General features: G+C 59.0%; 23 protein-coding genes. 14 read left to right on the top strand and 9 right to left on the bottom strand.

Features of this window, described 5'->3' with window-relative positions; all coding sequences use genetic code 11:
- Positions 1–41: 41 nt before the first annotated feature.
- Positions 42–851, bottom strand: a complete 810-nt coding sequence (gene dapB, locus UB90_RS06735; protein WP_005636732.1) for a 4-hydroxy-tetrahydrodipicolinate reductase — start codon at positions 849–851, stop codon at positions 42–44.
- 93 nt (positions 852–944) lie between these two features.
- On the opposite strand from dapB, the gene rbfA reads away from it, so the two are divergent.
- The 5 genes from rbfA to UB90_RS06710 all read left to right on the top strand — a co-directional run bounded on the left by rbfA (position 945) and on the right by UB90_RS06710 (position 4,988).
- Positions 945–1,340 carry a 30S ribosome-binding factor RbfA gene (rbfA, locus tag UB90_RS06730; protein ID WP_005636729.1) on the top strand — a complete coding sequence of 132 codons (396 nt, stop codon included), beginning with the start codon at positions 945–947 and terminating at the stop codon, positions 1,338–1,340.
- Between the two features lie 4 nt (positions 1,341–1,344).
- A complete protein-coding gene (locus UB90_RS06725; RefSeq protein ID WP_009177514.1) occupies positions 1,345–2,118 on the top strand; it encodes a phosphodiester glycosidase family protein in 774 nt (257 codons plus the stop codon).
- 57 nt (positions 2,119–2,175) lie between these two features.
- A complete protein-coding gene (gene truB / locus UB90_RS06720; RefSeq protein ID WP_065325421.1) occupies positions 2,176–3,084 on the top strand; it encodes a tRNA pseudouridine(55) synthase TruB in 909 nt (302 codons plus the stop codon).
- Between the two features lie 202 nt (positions 3,085–3,286).
- Positions 3,287–3,808: a DUF1643 domain-containing protein gene (locus UB90_RS06715; RefSeq protein WP_065325617.1), complete on the top strand. Its 522-nt coding sequence runs from the start codon at positions 3,287–3,289 to the stop codon at positions 3,806–3,808.
- 103 nt (positions 3,809–3,911) lie between these two features.
- Entirely contained in the window at positions 3,912–4,988 is a 1,077-nt protein-coding gene (locus UB90_RS06710) for a calcium-binding protein (RefSeq protein WP_065325422.1), read from the top strand.
- Between the two features lie 278 nt (positions 4,989–5,266).
- On the opposite strand, the gene UB90_RS06705 is transcribed toward UB90_RS06710, so the two are convergent.
- A complete protein-coding gene (locus UB90_RS06705; protein WP_065325423.1) occupies positions 5,267–6,121 on the bottom strand; it encodes an alpha/beta fold hydrolase in 855 nt (284 codons plus the stop codon).
- A 357-nt stretch (positions 6,122–6,478) separates the two neighbouring features.
- Here UB90_RS06705 and rpsO point away from each other — a divergent pair, with 357 nt between their 5' ends.
- The 6 genes from rpsO (at position 6,479) to UB90_RS06675 (ending at position 13,852) form a co-directional block, all read left to right on the top strand.
- Positions 6,479–6,748 carry a 30S ribosomal protein S15 gene (gene rpsO / locus UB90_RS06700; protein WP_005607207.1) on the top strand — a complete coding sequence of 90 codons (270 nt, stop codon included), beginning with the start codon at positions 6,479–6,481 and terminating at the stop codon, positions 6,746–6,748.
- 240 nt (positions 6,749–6,988) lie between these two features.
- Positions 6,989–8,947: a TonB-dependent receptor gene (locus UB90_RS06695; protein ID WP_065325424.1), complete on the top strand. Its 1,959-nt coding sequence runs from the start codon at positions 6,989–6,991 to the stop codon at positions 8,945–8,947.
- Between the two features lie 128 nt (positions 8,948–9,075).
- The gene (zigA, locus tag UB90_RS06690; RefSeq protein ID WP_065325425.1) at positions 9,076–10,290 is read left to right on the top strand and encodes a zinc metallochaperone GTPase ZigA; all 1,215 of its coding nucleotides are present in this window, start codon (positions 9,076–9,078) and stop codon (positions 10,288–10,290) included.
- 2 nt (positions 10,291–10,292) lie between these two features.
- A complete protein-coding gene (locus tag UB90_RS06685) occupies positions 10,293–10,553 on the top strand; it encodes a DUF6525 family protein (RefSeq protein ID WP_227512120.1) in 261 nt (86 codons plus the stop codon).
- 193 nt (positions 10,554–10,746) lie between these two features.
- Positions 10,747–12,885, top strand: a complete 2,139-nt coding sequence (gene pnp / locus UB90_RS06680; protein ID WP_009177771.1) for a polyribonucleotide nucleotidyltransferase — start codon at positions 10,747–10,749, stop codon at positions 12,883–12,885.
- 100 nt (positions 12,886–12,985) lie between these two features.
- A complete protein-coding gene (locus tag UB90_RS06675; RefSeq protein ID WP_065325427.1) occupies positions 12,986–13,852 on the top strand; it encodes a glycosyltransferase family 2 protein in 867 nt (288 codons plus the stop codon).
- A gap of 89 nt (positions 13,853–13,941) precedes the next feature.
- Here the strand turns inward: UB90_RS06675 and UB90_RS06670 are convergent, their stop codons facing one another.
- Positions 13,942–14,592 (bottom strand): peroxiredoxin, encoded by a 651-nt coding sequence (locus tag UB90_RS06670; RefSeq protein WP_009177442.1) that lies wholly within the window; start codon positions 14,590–14,592, stop codon positions 13,942–13,944.
- Between the two features lie 246 nt (positions 14,593–14,838).
- Between UB90_RS06670 and UB90_RS06665 the strand changes: the two genes are divergently transcribed.
- Together UB90_RS06665 and UB90_RS06660 are read left to right on the top strand one after the other, a co-directional pair.
- The gene (locus UB90_RS06665) at positions 14,839–16,281 is read left to right on the top strand and encodes an aldehyde dehydrogenase family protein (RefSeq protein ID WP_065325618.1); all 1,443 of its coding nucleotides are present in this window, start codon (positions 14,839–14,841) and stop codon (positions 16,279–16,281) included.
- Between the two features lie 186 nt (positions 16,282–16,467).
- Positions 16,468–17,181, top strand: a complete 714-nt coding sequence (locus UB90_RS06660; protein ID WP_065325428.1) for a helix-turn-helix transcriptional regulator — start codon at positions 16,468–16,470, stop codon at positions 17,179–17,181.
- Here UB90_RS06660 and UB90_RS06655 read toward each other — a convergent pair.
- Complete coding sequence (locus UB90_RS06655; protein WP_065325429.1) at positions 17,165–17,818, bottom strand: RluA family pseudouridine synthase; 654 nt, start codon at positions 17,816–17,818, stop codon at positions 17,165–17,167. The genes UB90_RS06660 and UB90_RS06655 overlap by 17 nt on opposite strands.
- A gap of 189 nt (positions 17,819–18,007) precedes the next feature.
- On the opposite strand from UB90_RS06655, the gene UB90_RS06650 reads away from it, so the two are divergent.
- Positions 18,008–18,364, top strand: coding sequence for an MliC family protein (locus UB90_RS06650; protein WP_065325430.1), 357 nt, complete (start codon positions 18,008–18,010; stop codon positions 18,362–18,364).
- Positions 18,365–18,373: 9 nt separating this feature from the next.
- Here UB90_RS06650 and rarD read toward each other — a convergent pair whose 3' ends face one another.
- From rarD to UB90_RS06625, 5 genes are all read right to left on the bottom strand, one after another.
- The gene (rarD, locus tag UB90_RS06645; protein ID WP_065325431.1) at positions 18,374–19,309 is read right to left on the bottom strand and encodes an EamA family transporter RarD; all 936 of its coding nucleotides are present in this window, start codon (positions 19,307–19,309) and stop codon (positions 18,374–18,376) included.
- A 163-nt stretch (positions 19,310–19,472) separates the two neighbouring features.
- On the bottom strand, positions 19,473–19,844 hold the full coding sequence (locus tag UB90_RS06640) for a GFA family protein (protein ID WP_039983301.1): 372 nt from the start codon (positions 19,842–19,844) through the stop codon (positions 19,473–19,475).
- A gap of 104 nt (positions 19,845–19,948) precedes the next feature.
- Complete coding sequence (locus UB90_RS06635; RefSeq protein ID WP_005616836.1) at positions 19,949–20,578, bottom strand: LysE family translocator; 630 nt, start codon at positions 20,576–20,578, stop codon at positions 19,949–19,951.
- 15 nt (positions 20,579–20,593) lie between these two features.
- On the bottom strand, positions 20,594–21,061 hold the full coding sequence (locus UB90_RS06630) for a GAF domain-containing protein (protein ID WP_065321505.1): 468 nt from the start codon (positions 21,059–21,061) through the stop codon (positions 20,594–20,596).
- Positions 21,062–21,158: 97 nt separating this feature from the next.
- On the bottom strand, positions 21,159–22,331 hold the full coding sequence (locus tag UB90_RS06625) for a thiolase family protein (RefSeq protein WP_065325432.1): 1,173 nt from the start codon (positions 22,329–22,331) through the stop codon (positions 21,159–21,161).
- Positions 22,332–22,349: the final 18 nt, after the last annotated feature.

Below are 22,349 nucleotides of genomic sequence, written 5' to 3'. Positions count from 1 at the left end.
CTCCGCCGGAGGCAGCCGCCCCTAGGGGCGGCCTATGATCCTCACAAGCCAAGCACATCGATCATGTCATAGGCACCGGCTGCTTTGCCCTGTCCCCAAAGCGCGGCCTTGAGCGCCCCGCGTGCAAATATCGCACGATCAGTCGCCATATGGCGCAGGACGATCCGTTCGCCAGCCGCCGCAAACAGCACATCATGTTCGCCCACAATGTCGCCGCCGCGAATGGCGGTGAAGCCGATGTCGCCTTTCTTGCGCGCCCCAGTGATGCCGTCCCGGCCCCGGTCCGCGACATCGGCTAGTTTGACACCTCGGCCCTCAGCCGCTGCTTCACCCAGCATCAAGGCCGTACCGGAGGGCGCATCGACCTTGTGATGGTGGTGCGCCTCAATGACCTCAATATCGAATTCCTCATCAAGGGCCGCCGCGACCTTTTTGGTCAATTGCACCAAAAGGTTCACCCCAAGCGACATATTGCCCGCCCGCACCAATACGGTGTCGCGGGCGGCAGGGTCCAATGCTGCGATCTGCGCATCACTCATGCCGGTGGTGCCAATCACATGGACGCAGCCTGCCTGTGCGGCCAGCTTGGAAAAGGCAATCGTGGCCTCGGGTGCGGTGAAATCAATCACCGCCTGCGCTTCAGAGAACGCCGCCAGTGCATCGTCGGTGACTGCCACGCCAAGCGCCGCACCGCCCATGGCGATGCCAATGTCCTGACCGACCCAATCGTGACCTTCACGCTCCACCACGCCTGCAAGCTCGGCCTTGTCGCTTTCCAGCACCGTCTTGATCAACATTTGCCCCATGCGCCCCGAAGCGCCGGTGATCACGATCCCTGGTTTATCCGTCATGGCTTTACTCTCTGATTGGACTATCCGCTGGATTTCTCCTACCCTGACGAGGACCGCTTGGCAAAGGGCGGCTTTCGGCATAGATCGAGTCTCATGGCTAAGAACAAATTTCACGACGGTCCCGGTCCTTCTCAGCGTCAGCTTCGTGTGGGCGAGGTTATTCGCCGCACACTCTCTGAGGTGCTGGCCCGTGGCGACATCCACGACCCGGAGCTGAACCGTCTGTCTATCACCGTCGGTGAGGTGCGCACCTCGCCGGATCTCAAAATCGCGACCGCCTATGTCCTGCCCTTGGGTGGCAAAGGGCAGGAGGACGTGCTGCAACTTCTGGCGCGCAACAAGAGCGAGCTGCGTCGGGCGATAGGCAAGAAGACCGGGCTGAAGTTCACCCCAGATCTGCGGTTTCAGATCGACGAGACATTTGACCGGATGGATGACACCCGCCGCCTGTTCAATCAGGACGCGGTGCGTCGCGATCTGGAGGACTGAGGCGATGCGGGCCTCGTTACTGTTGAGCCTGCCGCTGGGGTTTACCCTTTGGGCTGGTCAGGCGGCGGCAGTGGAATGCCGCGACGAGAGCTATCAAGGCAATCGCTATTCCCTGTGCGAAGTGGATGCCAGCCGCGAAGAATTACGCCTGTTCCTGCGCGATGACACAGGCGCAGTGATGGGGCATTTCTCCACCATCGAAGAGCGTCTGTCAGCCGAAGGAAAAACACTCTCCTTTGCCACCAACGCGGGGATGTATCACACGGATCGCTCCCCGGTCGGGCTTTATCTTGAGGATGGCAACGAGGAAATGCGGCTGGTCACCAATCCCGGTCCCGGCAATTTCGGTCTCGTGCCCAATGGCGTCTTTTGCCTGCGCGACGGGCGCGCCGATGTGATCGAGACACTCACCTTTGGGGCCAGCGCCACCACCTGCAAGAGCGCCACTCAATCGGGGCCAATGCTGGTCATCGACGGCGCGTTGCACCCGAAATTCCTGCGGGACAGCGATTCTCGCTATATCCGCAATGGTGTTGGCACCAGTGCCGATGGCCGCCGCGTGGTTTTTGCGATCTCGCGCAACACGGTAAATTTCTATGATTTCGCGAGTCTGTTTCGCGATCACCTCGGCCTGCCGCAGGCGCTCTATTTTGATGGCAATATCTCACGTCTGCACGCGCCCGACCTAGATCGCTCCGATGCCGGGTTCATGATGGGGCCTGTGGTTGGCGTGGTTGAGGATATCGCAGGGGACGACGCAGACGCGCTGCAGAATTGACAGCCCTCGCGTCCTAGGCTACCTCGCGCGCCTTATCCGACAGATCAGAGGACATTCATGGGACGCAAACGCAAGGGACGCGACATTTCCGGCTGGCTGGTGGTGGACAAACCCGCAGGCCTCACGTCGACCGCCGTAGTCAACAAGGTCCGCTGGGCGTTTGACGCCAAAAAGGCCGGTCACGCTGGCACGCTCGACCCCGAAGCCACCGGCGTTCTGGCCGTCGCTCTGGGCGAGGCAACCAAGACCGTTCCCTTCATCACCGACGCCATGAAAGCCTATACGTTCACAGTGACGTTGGGGGCTGCGACCAACACCGATGACGCCGAAGGAGAGGTGATTGCGACCTCTGGCGAGCGCCCCTCGGATGAAGGCATCAAAGAGGCCCTGCTTGGGTTTATTGGCGAAATCCAGCAGGTGCCGCCGAAGTTTTCAGCCGTGAAGGTCGACGGCCAGCGCGCCTATAAACTCGCCCGCAATGGCGAAGAGGTCGAGCTGTCCTCCCGCCCACTCTGGGTAGAGGAACTGGTGATGCTGGACCGCCCTGATGCGGACCACGTGATGCTGGAAATGACTTGCGGCAAAGGTGGTTACGTGCGGTCCATTGCCAGAGATCTGGGCGAGAAACTTGGCTGCCTTGGTCACGTACAGGAGCTACGGCGGATCTGGTCCGGCCCGTTTGATGCCGAGGACGGCGTCTCGCTGGAACAGATTGACGATCTGGCAAAGTCGCCCGAGATCGACCAGTTCCTGCGGCCGCTCGAGGAAGGGCTTGCGGACCTACCGGAACTGAAATGTACGCCTGAAGGGGCAACCCGGCTCAGAAACGGTAACCCCGGCATGGTGATCGCATCGGACGTTGAATATGGCGATGAGGCCTGGGCGTCGCTAGAGGGCAAAGCGGTTGCCGTGGGGATCTACAAGGCAGGTGAATTGCATCCATCGCGGGTGTTCAATCAGGATTGATACGGCAACACGCAGGTTCATCACCTCCGCGGCACATCCGTTAACATCATGTAAATGATAGGGAAAACACGCTGACCCATTGTTTCGCACGCGAAACAATGGGTCACATGCGTTGACCTACTCATGCAGCAATTCGACCGCGAGACCAGACCATTTCCATAGGGAATTGCGCTGCGCGCAGCGATACGCCAAAACCCTCACCATGATCACCCGCCATCACATCAAGGGCGACGCGCCCTCCACCGCCCTTTATTCGGACTGCGAAACCTATCGCTACAGCCTGACACGCGTCTGGGAGCCTCATGGGCAAAAGGTGATGTTTGTGATGCTCAACCCATCCAAAGCCACCGAAGTCCAAAACGACCCCACCATCGAGCGCTGCGAGAGGCGCGCACGGGCGTTGGGGTTTGGCGGGTTTCAGGCCACCAATATCTTTGCTTATCGCGCCACCGATCCGCGCGACATGCGTGCGGCCTGCGATCCGGAAGGGCCGGAGAATATGTCCGTGTTGCTTGCCGGGGTGGATTGGGCGGACATGGTAATCTGTGCGTGGGGCACCCATGGCGCGCATCGCAATCAAGGCCCCGACGTTGCTGCAAGGCTGCGCGCAACAGGCCGCCCTTTGCACCACCTGGGCCTAAGCAAAGCCGGCCACCCCAAACACCCGCTCTATATCTCTTATGCGCAGAAGCCCTTGCTTTGGCAGCAAGATGTTGACCTATAAGGGTTTCATTAACCGATGTTCCCGTTTTGTTTGGATTTTGACCACATAATTGTGGCACTCTCGACCCCGGTTGAGTGTGTTTAAAACGAAGTGGACCAGTTCGGTGTTGTGGTTGGCCAGTATTCTTGGGATCGTCGCCGTGGGCAGCGCGATCATGATCGATTTTGAATCCGACGACGAGGAAACAGAAGACAACGACGTGACCGCAGAGGCAGACACCTCCGGTAGTACGATTGTCTCGCCAGAGGTATTTTTATCCGGCGGGCAGGCCGACGAAGACCCGACAGAAGACGTGTCCACCACAGGTTCTGGCGACGCTGAAACCGATACGCCCCAGGATGGCGGGATCGAGGATGGCGGTGTTCTGATCGGCTCTGATGAACTTGATCACATGTCGGGCAGCGATGCGAATGACGCGCTGCTTGGTTTGGGGGGCGACGACCAGATCAATGGCTTTGGCGGCGATGATAGCCTCGAAGGAGGGGCGGGCGATGACGACCTCTATGGCGGCGAAGGTCAAGACACGTTGGAAGGCGGCGATGACGACGACACATTGAACGGAGGGACGGGCCAGGATTCGCTTGCGGGAGGCGCAGGCAATGACTCTCTTCTGGGGGGACTGGGCACGGACCGTATTCAAGGGGATGAGGGCGACGACACCCTGTATGGCGGTTCCGGCAATGACCTTGTCCGAGGGGGCGCGGGCAATGATGCAGTCCATGGCAATGACGACGATGATATGGTGTTTGGTGGCACCGGGGAAGACGCGCTCTTTGGGGGGCGCGGCAATGATGTGGTGAGTGGAGCAGATGACGGTGCGGAGAAGGATTTTGTGAACGGCGGCGACGGTGACGACACGCTGATCGCGGGTGCCTCAGACGTCGTGACCGGGGGAGATGGTGCAGATCAAATTCTTCTGGGAGATTGGATCGCAGCAGGCACAGTCGAGTTAATCGACTTCGACACTGCTGAGGACCAGTTGCTGCTGGTTTACGATGGCGATCAGGGCGTGCCGGATCTGGAATTGGAACCGGATCCCGATGCCCCCGGCGAGACGATTCTGCGTCTGGATGGAGAGATAGCCATGCGCCTTACAGGAGCCGAGGCATTGACGGCTGATGATATCTTGCTGGTAGAAGCCGATGATGGCGACGTCGCGCATTTGCCACTCCCTCAGTAGTCAATCGCTCCCATTCGTCTCTGTGGCGAATAGCACCATATCTAGCCAATTGATGTATCATCCGCACATTACGGCGTCGTAATTTGAGATGTTTCGCTTTGGGCTTTGCCCAAAGCGCCCCGCGCCGCGCTGGCCTTTCAGGCCAGCGCGGCGCGGGGCCCAACCATGTGATGGGTCCGTGAGGACACGAACATGGGCGGGAGTTCTCCCGGAGTTGAAGTTATGCGCGTGGGACAGCACTCAGAAACACCAGATCAGTTGCCCACGGATCTCAGTACTCACTCCAAATATCTTTGCAAAACATCATTGAACAACTCCGGCTCTTCCAATGGCGGCGTGTGGCTGCTGCGTTCGAACAAAGCAAACTCCGGTGGATTGTTCGCAGGCACAAGAGGCAACCACGTCTCTACCGGCGCCACGAGGTAATCATGACGCCCCAGACAGATCAGGGGCGGTTGCTCTAACGCCAGCAGCGCGCCTGCCGCATCGAAATTGGAAAACGCCCCTCCCCAAAGGGCGTCAAAAACCGGCATGTTGACCTGTACCCCCTGCCAGAGATCCGTGGCATCAAAACAGGGGTTAAACCAACTGCGGGCAGCAAGGCCGAGGCACATCCAAATGAACCTCTGTTCGGGCTCACTTTCGATGCGGTGTTGCATAACCTCCAGATCCCGCGTCAGCCGTAGTTTTCGCTCCGGCGCGGCCAGCATCTTCCAGATGCGCTCTCCATACGCCATATGTTCCGGCGCGTGGCTGGGGCCGGTGGCCACGACCACGGTTTTGCGAACCAGATCCGGACGGCAACGTGCAAACTCCAGCGCCATATACCCGTGACCGGAATGCCCCAACACATCCACGCGCGTCAAATTAAGCGCGCTGCAAAGGGCCGATAGGTCGTCCATGATGGTCTCAAGCGTGCAATCGTGCGGCTCGAGAACGCGGTCTGCATGCGCAAACCCACGATGATCGACAAAGATCAGCTTGCGCGTGCGGCGCAAATCCTTTGAGAACACACGTGGATAGAAGACATGACTGCCGATGACTAGCAGCGGGTCGCCTTCCCCTTCAATTTGATAGCCGAGTTTAAAGCCATCACGGCAGAGATGCCCCTGAACGGGTTGAGATTTTTCCATAGGTTTTATCCGCAAGAGACTGTCTCTTGCGCTCCGATTGTAGCAGTTTGAATTCTCGACCGGTCAGAGCTGAACGGTCGATGTGGCATTCACTGCAATCTTCGCTAACGGATAAATTTCATGGCTCTCTCGTGCTCAACCTGAAAGCGCGTCTAGTCAGCCCGCCGATACCCGTCAAGACGATCTCCGCCAGCACGACACGCCTGTGCTGTGGATTTCCTTTGCAAAACGGAGCCGAATTCCGTAATCACCCGCATCCCGAAGTGGAATCAACACCGCCTCGGGACTCTCCATGGGCCTGCGCTGGACGACATCCCGGCCTGCGCCATCCACTTTAACCTTACGAAGGAGACCCCGATGTCGATTACTGCAGAAGAAAAAACACGCCTGATGAAAGAATTCGCGACCAAAGAGGGCGACACCGGTTCTCCGGAAGTCCAGGTCGCAATCCTGACCTCGCGCATCAACACGCTCACCGAGCACTTCAAAACCCACAAGAAGGACAACCACGGTCGTCGTGGCCTTCTGAAGATGGTTGCTCAGCGCCGTAAGCTGCTGGACTACCTGAAGGGTAAAGAAGAAGCGCGCTATCAGGACCTGATCAAGAAACTGGGCATTCGTCGCTAAGACGCTACTCAGGACTTCGGTCAAGAAACGCCCGCCCTCTTGCAGGTGCGGGCGTTTTTTATGCGGCACCCGCAGTGCGGCAGATGTGTTGCCCAGAGGTCACGGGCGATGGTCACGGGCAAAAAATCACAATTGCTGCATTTGTCGCCTTATCATAAATCGAGCGAACTCTAGCCAGGTAGGGTCGATCCTTCGTCCCGTCCCCCGCAATGACACAAATTGTAGAGGGACAGACACAAGATGCAGCGCATCTCCACCAAAAAACTGACAGCCCTGCTGCTGACAACTGCGATGCCTTTTGCCACGACGGCAGGGGCTCAGGACGCCAGTGGCGTTATCGAACTCGAAGAGATTCGGGTCGAGGCCGCAGATGCTCAGACCCTTCTGGGCAATGACGAAATCACCGAAGACGAGATCGAGGCGCGCAACCCCTCCTCCACCAAAGATGTCTTTGTGGGGGAAAGTGCGATCACCACGGGCGGCGGCGCGGCAATCGCGCAAAAGGTCTATGTGAACGGGATCGAAGAAAGCCTTCTGTCCGTCACCATCGACGGCGCGCGGCAGAACAAATCCGCCTTTCACCATACCGGCAATGTGCTGCTTGATCCTGAGCTTCTGAAACGTGTCGAAGTCAGCAAAGGTCTGGCCCCCGCAGATGCAGGTGCTGGCGCTGTCGCAGGCTCAATCGCTTATGAAACCAAGGATGCACGCGACCTGCTGGAAGCGGGTGACACCTTTGGGGGCCGCCTGCGCCTGTCGACCGACAGCAACGCCAACAGTCAAGACGGCTCGCTGACCATCTACGGCATCAACGGCGGTTTCGAATATGTGCTGAGCCACACCCGCCGCAGCAGCGACGACTATGAAGATGGCGACGGCGTGGTCGTCCTTGGCACCCGCGCGGAGCTGACGGATTATGTGGGCAAAGTCGCCTATGAGAGCCTTGAAGGTCACCGGTTCGAATTCGCAGCCTCGCGCACCGAAGACAGCGGCCCGCGCAGCGCGCAGCCGGGACCGGGGGGTGTCTATTTTATCCGTCCCGATTTTGGCGGCCTCACCACTGGTCCGAGCGTTCTCATTGAGGCGCTTTCCCGGCGCACCTCCTACACGCTGGGCTATAGCAACACGCAAGCCAGCGGGATGTGGAACCCCGAGATCCAGCTGAGCTACAACAAGCAGGAAATCGACGCGATTGGCTCTTATGGGGTGAACTCCAGCTTTAGCGCGACGTTCAAGAACCGCTTTGACATTGCCGGCGGCAATCTGACGGCCGGTTTGGATTTCTTCCGCGAGACGGCTGAGGGACGCACCGGCGGCGCATTTGGCAGTGGCGGCGGAGAGACGCTACGCAATACTGGCGTCTTTGCGCAGGCCCGTCAGGATCTGAACGACACGTTCTCGATCAGCTACGGCGCGCGGATCGACAGTCAGCAATTTACTGGCGCTGACGGCACCAAATTCTCCGATACCGGCGTCAGCATCAATGGCACGGTGGATGTGCGCCTCTCTGACACCTGGTCGCTGAATGCAGGCCTTGCGTCGACCTGGGGCGGCTATGAACTCGGTGAAGCAGGTCTGGTGAATTTCTTCACGCCTTGGGATTATACAGGCTTCACGTCCTCTCGTGCGAAATCTGCGCGTCTCGGGGTCCGGTTTGACAATGGCACCTGGAAAGCAAGCGCGGCACTCTTCCAGACGGAGGTCGACGATATCGCAGCCGTTCTGCCCTCGGGTGGTGCGCGCGGAGAGCTGTCTGATCTGAAGAGCCGCGGGATTGATACCTCCCTGCAATACAGCTGGGCCAATGGGTTTGCGCGGGTGAACTGGACCTACGCGGATGTTGAGGTGGATGATGCGACCATCACCTCCACCGCCTATTATCTCGGCCGTCCGCTGGGGCATATCATCGCGCTTGAAACGGGAATGGAGCTGACACCGCAATGGCGCGTTGGTGGATCTGCACAGATCGCACTCAGCAACGACGACACCACACCGGAATTGCCGAGCTATGAGGTTGTGAATCTCTATGCAAGCTACACACCCGCCCGCTACGACAATCTCGAACTGCGACTGGACGTGCGCAACCTGTTTGATGAGACCTATTACAGCCGCAGCGCGGATGGGCTTGATAACAGCCGCGTCGTGCCGCTCAATGAGCCGGGTCGCACCATCGGATTGACCGCGCGCCTGCGGTTCTGATCTGCATCTGACCGTGAACGAACACACCGCGCCCCTTGAATTGGGGGCGCGGTTTTTCATTTCAGGGGGCTTGCCTCTTTCTGCACTTCGTGATTGTTACATTATAACATTTCACACAGGAGTCGCAGATGTCCGATCCCCGCCTTCCCGTTACCGTCCTCTCTGGCTTTCTCGGAGCGGGCAAAACGACGCTTCTGAACCGTATCCTCAACAATCGCGAAGGCCGCCGGGTGGCGGTGATCGTGAACGATATGAGCGAGGTCAACATCGACGCCGATCTGGTGCGCGAAGGTGGCGCAGACCTGAGCCAGACCGAGGAAACGCTGGTGGAAATGTCAAACGGCTGCATCTGCTGCACCCTGCGCGATGACCTCTTGGCGGAGGTGCGTCGCCTCGCTGCTGAACAGCGGTTTGATTACTTGCTGATCGAATCCACCGGGATCTCGGAACCGCTGCCCGTCGCTGCAACCTTTGATTTTCGCGATGCCGAGGGAGAGAGCCTCTCCGATGTGGCGCGTCTCGACACAATGGTCACGGTGGTCGACGCGGTGAACCTGCTGAACGATTTTGCCAGCCACGACCTGCTGGCAGACCGAGGCGAAACGCTGGGCGAAGAGGACGAGCGCTCCCTCGTGCATCTGCTGACCGATCAGATGGAATTTGCGGATGTGGTGGTGCTGAACAAGGTGAGCCTTGCCAGCCCCGAACAAGTAGACGCCGCGCGCAAGATCATCCGCAGCCTCAACGCCGATGCCGAGATCATCGAGACCGATTTCAGCGAAGTGCCTGCCGACAAGATCCTCGACACCAAGCTGTTTGATTTTGAAAAGGCACACGAGCACCCGATGTGGGCCAAGGAGCTATACGGCTTTGCCGATCATGTGCCGGAGACCGAAGAATACGGCATCGCGTCCTTTGTCTATCGTGCACGCGCACCTTTTGACCCAAACAAACTACATGCGGTGCTAAACGGCAATCTGCCCGGCGTGATCCGCGCCAAAGGCCATTTCTGGGTTGCCACCCGCCCCGAGTGGGTGGCGGAATTCTCGCTCGCTGGGGCGCTATCAAGCGTGGCGCCCTTGGGGACATGGTGGGCCTCCGTACCTGCCGAACGCTGGCCGACCCACCAGCAGGCGCGCGACTATATGCAGGCGCATTGGCAGGAGCCCTTTGGCGATCGCCGTCAGGAACTGGTGTTCATCGGGGCAGGCATCGACTGGCCCGCGATCAAATCCACATTGGATGCTTGCCTGGTCCCCGAAGCAACGGCCGAGACTCTGCCGGACTACGCGGATCTGGCCGATCCCTTCCCGCAGTGGCGGCGCAGCGATCAGGCGGCGTAACCATGCGACGTCGGGATAAGAACGGCAACCGGGGGGCAGTCGCACTGCCTACCCGGCGCAGGCGCGAGGACCCAATGGCGGCTTATGATCGTCTGCCCGCACCTTTGCGCGCATGGCTGCAGGAGGCCGCATTGCCCTGGTCCGCGCAGTCCTGCCAGCGCATCTGGCAAGCCGCGCGCCGTGACGGCCTGTCGCCAGAGGCCGCCTTGGCACGGCTGGATGCCGCCGAACGTAAGACCCTGAACCGCAGCGCTCGCGCTTAATCCCGCGCGGCGCATCGCAAGCGAACACTTTCTTTCTGCAACGAACTCATGTATGGGCGGAACTATCTGAGACGATGTGCCCAGACCCCGGCACGCGAAAGAAAGATAGCATAAGGGTCGGCGGCAATGGGGCCGCCACGCAATTAGGAGACCCGGGATACGCCTGGGAGCGCTCCGACTTAGGATACGATAGATGTTCAACGTAACGACGAAAACAATGCAGTGGGGCGAAGAAACGCTCACACTGGAAACCGGTAAGGTTGCGCGCCAGGCAGATGGCACCGTGATCGCGACCCTCGGCGAAACCTCGGTCATGGCCAACGTGACCTACGCTCGCGAACAAAAGCCCGGTCAGGATTTCTTTCCGCTGACCGTGCACTACCAGGAAAAATACTACGCCGCCGGTAAGATTCCGGGCGGCTTTTTCAAACGTGAAGCGCGTCCGACTGAAAAAGAGACGCTGACTGCACGTCTGATCGACCGTCCGATCCGCCCGCTGTTCGTTCCCGGCTTCAAAAACGAAGTTCTGGTGATGTGCACCGTGCTGTCCCACGATCTGGTCAATGACCCCGACATCGTCGCGATGATCGCTGCCTCCGCGGCGCTGACCATCTCTGGCGTGCCGTTCATGGGTCCGATCGCGGGTGCGCGCGTCGGTTACGAGGATGGCGAGTACATCCTGAACCCGACCGTCGACGACATGCAGGACCTGCGCCTCAACCCCGAGCAGCGTCTGGACCTTGTTGTTGCAGGCACCAAAGACGCCGTGATGATGGTCGAATCCGAGGCTTACGAGCTGACCGAAGAAGAAATGCTCGGCGCTGTGACCTTCGCACATGAGCAGATCCAGCCGGTCATCGACCTGATCGTCTCGCTCGCGGAAGAAACCGCAAAAGAGCCGTTCGACTTCACCCCGCCGGATTACTCCGACCTCTATGCTGCCGTTAAAGCAGCGGGCGAAGAGAAGATGCGCGCAGCCTATGCGATCTCTGACAAGCAGGAACGCGTTGCTGCTGTTGGCGCTGCCAAAGAAGAGATCATCGCATCCCTGACCGAAGAGCAGCGGGAAGACGGCAACCTCAGCTCCGCGCTGAAAAAGCTCGAATCCGTTGTTCTGCGGGGCGACGTTGTGAAGAATGGTCGCCGCATCGACGGTCGTGCTCTGGATCAGGTCCGCGCGATTGAGTGCCAGACCGGCCTTCTGCCGCGTACACACGGTTCTGCTCTGTTCACCCGTGGCGAAACGCAGGGTCTCGTGGTGACCACGCTGGGCACCGGCGACGATGAGCAGTTCATTGATGCGCTGCACGGCAATTTCAAATCGAACTTCCTGCTGCACTACAACTTCCCCCCCTACTCGGTTGGTGAAGTAGGCCGCGTGGGCTCGCCCGGTCGTCGTGAAATCGGCCACGGCAAGCTGGCATGGCGCGCGCTGCAGGCGGTTCTGCCAGCACCGACCGACTTCCCCTACACCATCCGCGTGGTCTCCGAGATCACCGAATCGAACGGCTCTTCCTCCATGGCTTCGGTCTGTGGTGGTTCGCTGTCGATGATGGACGCAGGTGTGCCGCTGAAAGCACCGGTTGCCGGTGTGGCCATGGGCCTCGTGCTGGAGGACGACGGCTCCTACGGCATCCTGACCGATATTCTTGGCGACGAGGATCACCTCGGCGACATGGACTTCAAGGTTGCGGGTACCGAAGCAGGCATCACCTCCTTGCAGATGGACATCAAGGTTGCAGGCATCACGCCTGAAATCATGAAAAACGCGCTGGCTCAGGCCAAAGCGGGTCGTCTGCACATCCTTGGTGAGATGGCAAAATCGCTGACCGAAGCGTCCGAGTTCTCGCAGCACGCACCGCGCATCGAAACCATGCAGGTTCCGACCGACAAGATCCGCGAAGTCATCGGTTCCGGCGGCAAAGTCATCCGCGAGATCGTTGAAGTCTCCGGTGCCAAGGTCGACATCAACGACGATGGCGTGATCAAGATTGCCTCCGCAAACGGCGAAGCCATTCAGAAGGCCTATGACATGATCTACGCGATCGTGGCAGAGCCGGAAGAAGGCGCAGTTTACACCGGTAAGGTTGTGAAGATCGTCGACTTTGGCGCCTTCGTGAACTTCTTTGGTAAGCGCGATGGTCTGGTGCACGTATCCCAGATCGAAAACCGCCGCCTGAACCACCCCAGCGATGTGCTGAAGGAAGGTCAGGAAGTGAAAGTGAAGCTCCTGGGCTTTGACGATCGCGGCAAGGTGCGCCTGTCCATGAAAGTTGTGGATCAGGAAACCGGCGAAGAGATCGTCGCCGAGAAGAAAGAAGATGCAGAGTAAGATCTGTCCCACGACAGTCTGATCTGACATAAGGTGCCCGGGAGCGATGTCTCCCGGGCATTTTTTATGGCCTTCCCCCCGATGCACTGAAAGGGACGATATGACCCGCGTTACGCTCGTCACTGTTGCCTATAATTCTGCTGCGGTTCTGCCGACGCTGCTGGCGTCGGTCCCAGAGGATGTGACCTGCATTGTGGTGGACAATGGTTCCAATGACCCGAGCGCGACGCGCGCATTGACCGAACACTATGGTGCAGAACTGATCATATCGGAACGCAACATCGGGTTTGGACCGGGCTGTAATCTCGGGGCTGCGCAGGCAACGAGCGAGTTTCTCTTTTTCGTCAATCCAGACGCGCAGCTTACGCCCGGCGCAGTGGATGCGTTGCTGGCAGCGGCGGATGCCCACCCTGAGGCCTGCGCCTTTAACCCGCGTCTGCGAGAGGGCAACGGCAAGATCGCCTTCAAACGGCGCAGTAAACTTCTTGCCAAATCCCAATGGCTGTCACGGGATTCAGCACAAGCTGACTGCGAGCTTCCAGTGTTGCAGGGGTCGGCAATCTTTGTGCGGCGGACAGCCTTTGAACGGGTGCAGGGGTTCGACCCCAACATTTTTCTCTATCACGAAGATGATGATCTCAGCCTGCGCCTGCAAAAAAGCTGTGGCGCATTGCGGTTGGTGACGACGGCAGAAGTTGTCCATCTGTTTGGTGAATCGACTGTGAGGTCGCCCCAGACAGCCGCGCTGAAGGCATGGTACATGGGGCAATCCCGTGTGTATGCCTGCCGCAAACATGGCATGCCCAACGCCTTTGGCACTGCATTGCGAGAGGCACTCGCACAGTTGCTATCCCCGGTGACACTACTGTCCCGTCGCAAACGGGCAAAAAACTGGGCTTATCTACGTGGCATCTGGAACGCACGAAATGCACAGGACGCAAAACGCCCGTTTCAACCAACCCCGTAAGGGTACGCGCTTGGGCTGATCCAGAACCAAAAAGCCATCGCAGCGGTTGCGATGGCTTTTGTCTTTTCTTTGGGTCTCGAACGACCGGCTTACTGCGGCGCTTTTGTTTTGCGCAGGTAAGGGAAGATGGTCTCGAACTCGCCAAACTTCGCTTTTGCATCTTCATTGGAGACCGAAGGCGGGATGATCACATCTTCGCCGGGCACCCAGTTTGCGGGGGTTGCAACGCCCTTGCCGGACATTTGCAAACCGTCCAGCGCCCGCAGAATCTCGGCAAAGTTCCGCCCCACAGTCATCGGGTAGGTCATTGAGAGCTTCAGTTGCTTATCCGGGCCGATGATGAAGACGGAGCGCACGGTGGCGCTGTCGGCAGGTGTGCGGCCATCGGGCAGGTAGGCTTCGGCGGGCAGCATGTCGAATGCCTTTGATACCGCAAGCCCCTCATCTGCGATGATCGGGAAGCCAGCGGAGGCCTTACCATAGCTCTCAATATCACCTTTCCACTTGCGGTGATCCTCGGCGCTGTCGACGGACACGCCAATGACTTTGGTGTTCCGTGCGGCCCACTCCTCAGAGAGCTGCGCCACAGCGGAAAACTCGGTGGTGCAGACCGGAGTGAAATCCTTGGGGTGCGAGAACAGGATCGCCCAGCTGTCACCAATCCAGTCGTGAAAGGTGATGGTTCCCTGATCGGTCTCAGCCGTGAAATTCGGCACTACGTCGTTAATACGCAAACCCATTTGAGTGCTCCTCTTGTCTGAAGTCGCGTGAATCGCTGAGGCAACCCTACTCGCTTTCTCCGGGGGTTAAAGGGCATAGCCCGCCTGCCTTTGAATTTGTCGCAGCTTACCGGCGTGTTGGCAGGAGTATGCGTGATTTCAGAATTTGATCAAAAATCTGACTTGCCGCGCAGCACCGGCGCTGACACAGTGGCGCCAGATGGCCGCCAATCGGCCAAATTCCAAGCCTCGATCAGGGAGCCTACCATGCTTGAGAAACGCGAATTCTACATCAATGGCCAGTGGGTTCAGCCCTCGGCAGCCAATGACTGTGCCGTTATCGATCCATCCACCGAAGACCCCTGCACGGTGATTTCGCTGGGCAGCCAGGCTGACACGGATGCCGCTGTTGCTGCCGCCAAGGCCGCCCTGCCCGGCTGGATGGCCACCCCACCGTCAGAGCGCATCGCGCTGGTGGAAAAGCTGATCGGCATCTACAACAGCCGCGCCGAGGATCTGGCGCAGGCCATGTCCACCGAGATGGGTGCCCCCATCGATCTGTCGCGCTCCAGTCAGGTGGGTGCAGGCACATGGCACCTGAACGGCTTTATCGAGGCCGCGAAGAATTTCCAGTTCGAACGCCCCCTTGGCGATCACGCCCCCAATGACCGCATCATCTATGAGGCTGTCGGCGTCGCGGCGCTGATTACCCCATGGAACTGGCCGATGAACCAGATCACGCTTAAATTTGGCGCTGCCGCGATTGCGGGTTGTACCATGGTTTTGAAACCGTCTGAGCAAAGCCCGCTCAACGCGATGATCTTTGCGGAAATGGTGGATGAAGCAGGTTTCCCTGCAGGTGTGTTCAACCTTGTGAATGGTGATGGTGCGGGCGTTGGCACCCAGCTTTCGTCGCATCCGGATGTGGATATGGTGTCCTTCACCGGCTCCACCCGCGCGGGCACCGCGATCTCTAAGGCGGCAGCGGACACGCTAAAGAAGGTGCATCTGGAACTGGGCGGCAAAGGGGCGAACCTTGTGTTTGACGACGCCGATGAAAAGGCCGTGAAGCGCGGCGTGCTGCACATGATGCAGAACACCGGCCAGAGCTGTAACGCGCCCTCCCGCATGCTGGTGCAAAAGGGCATCTACGACCGCGTGGTCGAAGAAGCCGCCGCAGTGGCCAATAAGGTCGAAGTCGGCCCCGCGTCACAGGAAGGTCGCCATATCGGCCCCGTGGTCAATGAACTTCAGTGGACCAAGATCCAGGATCTGATCCAGAAGGGTATCGACGAGGGTGCGCGTCTGGTCGCTGGTGGCACCGGTCGCCCCGACGGGTTGAACAAGGGCTACTATGTGAAGCCCACGATCTTTGCCGATGTGAACAATCAGATGACCATTGCGCGTGAAGAGATCTTTGGCCCGGTTATGACCATCATCCCGTTCGAAACCGAGGAAGAAGCGGTAGAGATCGCCAATGACACGCCTTACGGCCTGACCAACTACGTGCAGACGCAGGACGGTGCGCGCGCAAACCGCCTGGCGCGGGTGTTGCGCTCCGGCATGGTGGAGATGAACGGCAAATCCCGCAGCGCCGGTGCCCCCTTTGGCGGCATGAAACAGTCCGGCAATGGCCGCGAAGGTGGCGTCTGGGGGCTGGAGGACTTTATGGAAGTCAAAGCCGTAGGCGGCTGGACGCCAGAAGCCTGACCGTTACATATCGCGATTGGAGCCGCCCTTTGGGGCGGTTCTTTTTTATTGTCCTGCACTACACATAGATTTGTCTTCAAACATTCACTCAAACTTGCAAGGCTTGCTGCGGCTACCGGAAGGTTGGCGATTTGTTAGATTTGTTTTTAGGAACACAGAAGGCCGGCACGTGCCGGGAGGTACAAAATGGATTTCCGTGCCGCATTGGGGCTCAATGTTGCCAGCGACGCAACGCCCGATGACATCCGAGGGGCTCTGGCGCTATCAAAGACAATCGTGGTGCGTACCATCACCTCGATCCCTGACCCTAGCGTGATCTGTGGCAAGTTCCTCCGCCTGCAACGGTATTGCGCCATCACGTCACGGATGCATCTGGAGGGACTGGATGAAAACAAGCTCCACCTCAAAGCCGATCCATCCGCAGGCCGACAAGATATTGAAGCGCAGCTGATCGTCTTGCATGCGCTGATGGAACGTGCGGGGCTAGAGGTGCGCACCTCTCGCGAAGGAGAGATCCGCTGGCAAGACGTACCGGCGCTCCCTGCCATTGATACCGGCGAGTCTGAGAGGCTCAGCGACCATCTGCACCGGTTGATCGCAATCGATCCTGCACGGGCGTGGCGGCTGGAGGATACGGCAGCAGCGCTTGGCCTCTCAACCCGGAGCCTACAGCGGTATTTACTGGCTGAAGGGGGCAGTTTTTCCGCCACGTTGCGCCATATGCGCACGGATCTTGCCTCACAGATGCTCCGACGCAGCGCCACAAGTCTTGCCGAGATCGGGTTCTGCTGTGGCTACGCAGATCAGGCCCATTTTCAGCGCGAATTTCGTAAAGTCACCGGCCAAACGCCCCGGCATTTTCGCACGCAGCCCAAGGCCACGATTAAAACGGCGCCTTAGCCCGAAACTTCTGCGAAGCACCGCCCTCGGGGTGTTTGAGGCGTAGCTCTTCGGAATGCAGCATCATACGCGGATAATCCCGCGCTGCGCCACTTGCGTAAAGAGGATCCCCAAGGATCGGATGGCCAAGCGACTGCATATGAACCCGCAACTGATGCGACCGGCCTGTTTTGGGCTGAAGCCGCACGCGCGTCTCCTCCTCGCCGTGGCTTATGACCTTCCAGTCGGTATGGGCAGGCTTGCCGGTTTCCTTGCAGACTTTTTGCAGCGGACGATTGGGCCAATCCACGATCAGCGGCAAATCAACAGTCCCCGAACGCGGCTCCAGCTTGCCAGTCAGACGGGCAACGTAGGTTTTCTTGGTCATGCGTTTTTCAAATTGCAGTCCCAGATGACGCTGGGCATGCGCGGTCATCGCAAAGACCATGACCCCTGACGTGTCGCGGTCGAGCCGATGCACCAAAAGCGCCTCAGGAAAAGCGGCCTGAATACGGCTGATCAAACAGTCTGACAGATGCTCTCCTTTGCCCGGCACGGACAAAAGCCCTGCGGGTTTGTTGACCACAAGGATTTGCGCATCGTGATGCAGGATGTCGAGCGGGTCGCTCGGGGGGCAATACTCACTGGATACCGTCATGCCCGCTGCCTAGCGCCGCGCCGGCATAAGGGCAAGATGAACTGTACCGCGCATTTCCCGAGAGGCCACGTTGGGGCGCGGTCAGCAAATGCGCGCCCTACAAGAAAAGTTGAATTGCCGCTGTCAGTGCGGCCACTTACCTCTGCTGCGGGGTGGGTTTGACCACCAGATATTTAACAGGATTGCACCATGTTTCGTTTTATTCTCGCTGTGCCGGTCGCCGCATTGGCTATGCCGGCCCTCGCTGAGACGGCTGTTCCCGCGGACACCACGCTTTCGACGATCCAGACCGAGTACACATGCGAACGCGGAGTGCGCGTGCCGGTGGTGTTTATCAACACTGAGGCAGGCGAGTCGCTGGCCATCGCGCAACTGGATGGGCAGCAAGTGGTGATGACGCAAGTGGTTTCGGGCTCCGGCATGCGGTACCGGTCGCGCGATGAGAACCGCCCTTATGAGTTGCACGGCAAGGGCAACGACGCATTGATTGCCTATGGCCCGCAAGAAAATGCCGATCTGATCCTGCGCGATTGCGTCAGCAACTGACCCCGCGCCTTAAGGTTCGCGAGCAGGCGCTGCCTCGGTAAGCGCCTCTCGCCCCTTGCGCCGCATTTCGCGCAGCAAGGACACTGAATAGATCACCAACGCCGCCCAGATCAGCGGGAAGGCCACCATGCGCGCACCGCCAAAGGGTTCCTTGAACACGAAGACCGCAACCAGAAAGATCATGGTCGGCGCAATATATTGCAGGATCGCAATGGTTGAGAGCTTCAGGAGCTTTGCGCCATTGGCGTAGATGATCAGCGGCACCGCCGTCACCACACCGCAGCCCAGCAGCAACAGCGTATCAAACCGCACATTGGCAAAGTGGCTCTGCCCGGTGGCGGTCAGGTAGATAATATACCCCAGCGCCGGAATGGTGAGGATCAGAACCTCTAGCAAAAACCCCTGATTTGGCCCGATGGGCAGCGACTTTTTGAAGAAGGCGTAAAAACCCCACGAGACAGTCAGCCCCAGCGCCGCAAGCGGCAAACGACCGGTTTCCACCGTCAGAATAATCACCGCCAGTGTCGCAAGCCCCACAGCCACCATCTGGGCGCGGGTCAGCCGCTCTCCCAACAACAGCGCCCCCAAAGCAATAGAAAACAGCGGGTTGATATAGTAGCCAAGCGCAGCCTCCAGCGCATAGCCTGAGCCGACCGACCAGACGTAAATGCCCCAGTTCACCGACACAAAGGCCGCGGTCACACAGCCCATCAGCAGAACGCGTGGACTGCGCAACGCAGCCTTCAAGTCTCCCATACGTCCCAAAAGCAGCAGTAACACCCCGGCGATCGGCACGGACCAGATCACGCGGTGAGCCACCACCTCTGTCGGCGGAATATGAGCGAGCATCTTCATATAGAGCGGCAGAAAGCCCCACATGACATAGGCTGTCAGCGCAAAAGCAAGACCTTGGGGGGTGTCCACATTCTCGGGTTTCGTGCGCATGGACATTCTCCCTCAACGTCGATTCGTGCTCGGGCAATCTGCCCGCAACTGCTTAACGTATAAAGCAAAATATCGCCCTGTCGGGTTACCTGCCCTTCACATTCGCAATGCGGAATTCACAGGCATGAACATCAGTGAAGGAATGCCACAAAGGCAACCGGTCTCAATCGCGCTGAGGCAGACCGTCGGCAATTTCATAGTAATCGCCTTTGTCAGCGACAAAGATATGCTTTTCCAGCGTCACTGTTGTGGGGTTGGTGACGGCACCAAGGGCAAAGCTGGTGGTGTCCTCATCATGGGCCTTCCAAAATAGAAAAGATCCGCATTTGGCGCAAAAGCCGCGCTTTGCTTGCGCGCTTGAGGCGTACCAGCTGACGTCGCCGGTGATCGTCAACGCATCATCTGCAACATAGGCCGATGACCAAATACCACCGGACTGACGGCGGCATTGACCACAGTGGCACATGGATGGCCCTTCCGGTGTGGCAGCAGTCTCAAACGCGATATTGCCGCACAAGCAGTGACCTTTAATCATTCTTTCCACCCCTGTAATTGCTTCGCCTTGCTGGCGAGCTGGTAATATCTGGACCCTAGCGAAGCCGCCAAGATTGTTAAACAGTCAAGCGCGAAGGGGTGGGTTCAGGGTCCAGCTTGGGGGCTGGGGGTGCTGCTGGCCCCGAGAAGTATCCCATAGATGATGAAACAGACTGCCAAGACCCGGCGTATCCAGACGTTGAAAACGGCGGCCAGTGCTGCGCGCCCCATCACGACACCCAGCAATGTGAACCCCGTATAACTGAGCGCCGTCAGCGTGAGTGCGGTGGGCATGATCACCACCATCTGCGACCAGATCGGCACATCAGGCTGCACAAACTGCGAAAACGCCGCGAGATAGCCTGCAACGCTCTTTGGGTTGATGGTGGCGATGGCGAGCGCGTGTAAATAAACATGCCGCGCCGGGCGCGCGGCAGTGGGCACTGGTTTTCTGGCATTTCGCCAGCCGCGAATGCCTAAGAAAATCAAAAACCCCGCCCCCACCAGCTTTGCGATAAAAAACGCGGTCGGTGACGCCGCAATCAAAGCCGTCACGCCCAGTGCTGAGAGAACCAGAAAGGCGCTCGCTTGCGTCAGAATTGCCAGCACCCCGAGCATCGCCTTACCAAAGCCAAGGTTCATCCCGTTGGAAATGCAATTCACCGCATTTGGTCCCGGCGTGGTGACAAAGGCGATCCAGAAGAGAGTAAAAACGATCCAAGCGTCAAAGCTCACGAGCGAGTGATCCTATCATTTGGCGGCAGGGAGGCTGCCAAAAACTGCATCCAGCAAGCTCTCAAGCGCCGCCTGATCTTCTTGATCGAACGCAGCGGGCTGGTTGCTGTCGATGTCCAGCACCCCAATTACCTCGCCCGCCTTGTTGCGCACGGGCAGGACGATTTCCGAACGGGTCGAGGACGAACAGGCGATATGGCCGGGGAAGGCCTCGACATCATCAACAAGCTGCGTCTCGTTCAGACGCGCCGCCGCGCCGCAGACACCGCGCGCAAAAGGGATCACCAGACAGCCGTGCCCCCCCTGATAGGGGCCGATTTTCAGCACCTCAGGCTCTGTCACGCGGTAAAATCCGGTCCAGTCGAACCGATCGTCCGCGTGATGGAGCTCGCACGCCACGGTGGCCATCAGGGCGACTTCATCCGTTTCTCCCTCGGTCAGCGCCGCCACTGTCTTGGACAGATCCTCGTAATTCACCCGCATGGGACATTTGCCTTTTCAAATATTGAGGAAGGGTCGCGCCCTCCAGATAGGTAAAAAGCGGCGCATCTTTTGCGCCGCCATTATGCGTGCCCTCAGATCAGGCGCGCTCAATCGCGATGGCTGTGCCTTCGCCGCCGCCGATACAGATTGCGGCGATACCGCGCTTGAGGCCACGTTTTTCCAAGGCGTTCAAAAGCGTCACCATGATGCGCGCACCAGACGCGCCGATGGGGTGACCCAACGCACAGGCGCCGCCATTTACGTTCACTTTCTCACGCGGGATTCCCATCTCGCGCATGAATGCCATCGGCACCACGGCAAAGGCTTCGTTCACCTCCCAAAGGTCCACATCCTCGACGTCCCAACCGATCTGCGCCATCAGCTTTCGCGCCGCGGGAACGGGGGCGGTGGTGAACCAGCCCGGTGCCTGCGCGTGGCTGGCGTGACCCAAAATATGGCCGCGCACCTGCAGTCCACGGGCTGCAGCGGCCTCCTCAGACGCCAACACGAGCGCTGCGGCACCATCCGAAATCGACGAGGAATTGGCCGCTGTTACAGTGCCGCCCTCACGGAAGGCAGGTTTCAGCGTCGGGATCTTGTCAGGGCGGGCAGATTTGGGCTGTTCATCGGCGTCGGTCACGACCGCGCCTTTGCGGGTTTTCACTGTAACTTCAGTCAGTTCGCCCTCAAACGCGCCGCTTTCTTGTGCCGCCAACGCATTTGACAGCGACCCCAGCGCAAATTCATCCTGCTCTTCGCGGGTGAACTGGTAATGCTCGGCGCAATCTTCGGCAAATGTGCCCATCAAACGGCCCTTATCATAGGCGTCTTCAAGACCGTCGAGGAACATGTGATCAATGACCTGACCATGCCCAATCCGCGCACCACCGCGCATCTTAGGCAGCAGGTATGGCGCGTTGGTCATGCTCTCCATTCCACCCGCAACCATCACATCCGTATGGCCAAGTGCGATCTGATCGTAGGCTATCATCGCGGCTTTCATCCCCGAGCCGCACATCTTGTTGAGAGTGGTGGCCGGGACGTCCTCGCCAAGGCCTGCGGCAAATCCCGCTTGCCGTGCCGGAGCCTGCCCCTGCCCTGCAGGCAAGACGCAGCCCATCAGAACCTCATCCACAGTTGTAGCACCGGACCGTTCCAGCGCAGCCTTGATCGCCGCTCCGCCGAGATCCGCCGCGCTCACATTCTCATACATCCCCTGAAATCCGCCCATCGGCGTCCGGGCCGCCCCCGCGATCACGATCTTGGTCATTCTCTTAACTCCTCCAAT

This window comes from Tritonibacter mobilis (genome assembly GCF_001681715.1).
GTDB lineage: Bacteria > Pseudomonadota > Alphaproteobacteria > Rhodobacterales > Rhodobacteraceae > Epibacterium > Epibacterium mobile.
The sequence above is the reverse complement of the archived record's forward strand: the minus strand, read 5'-3'. Positions and strand labels throughout refer to the sequence as shown.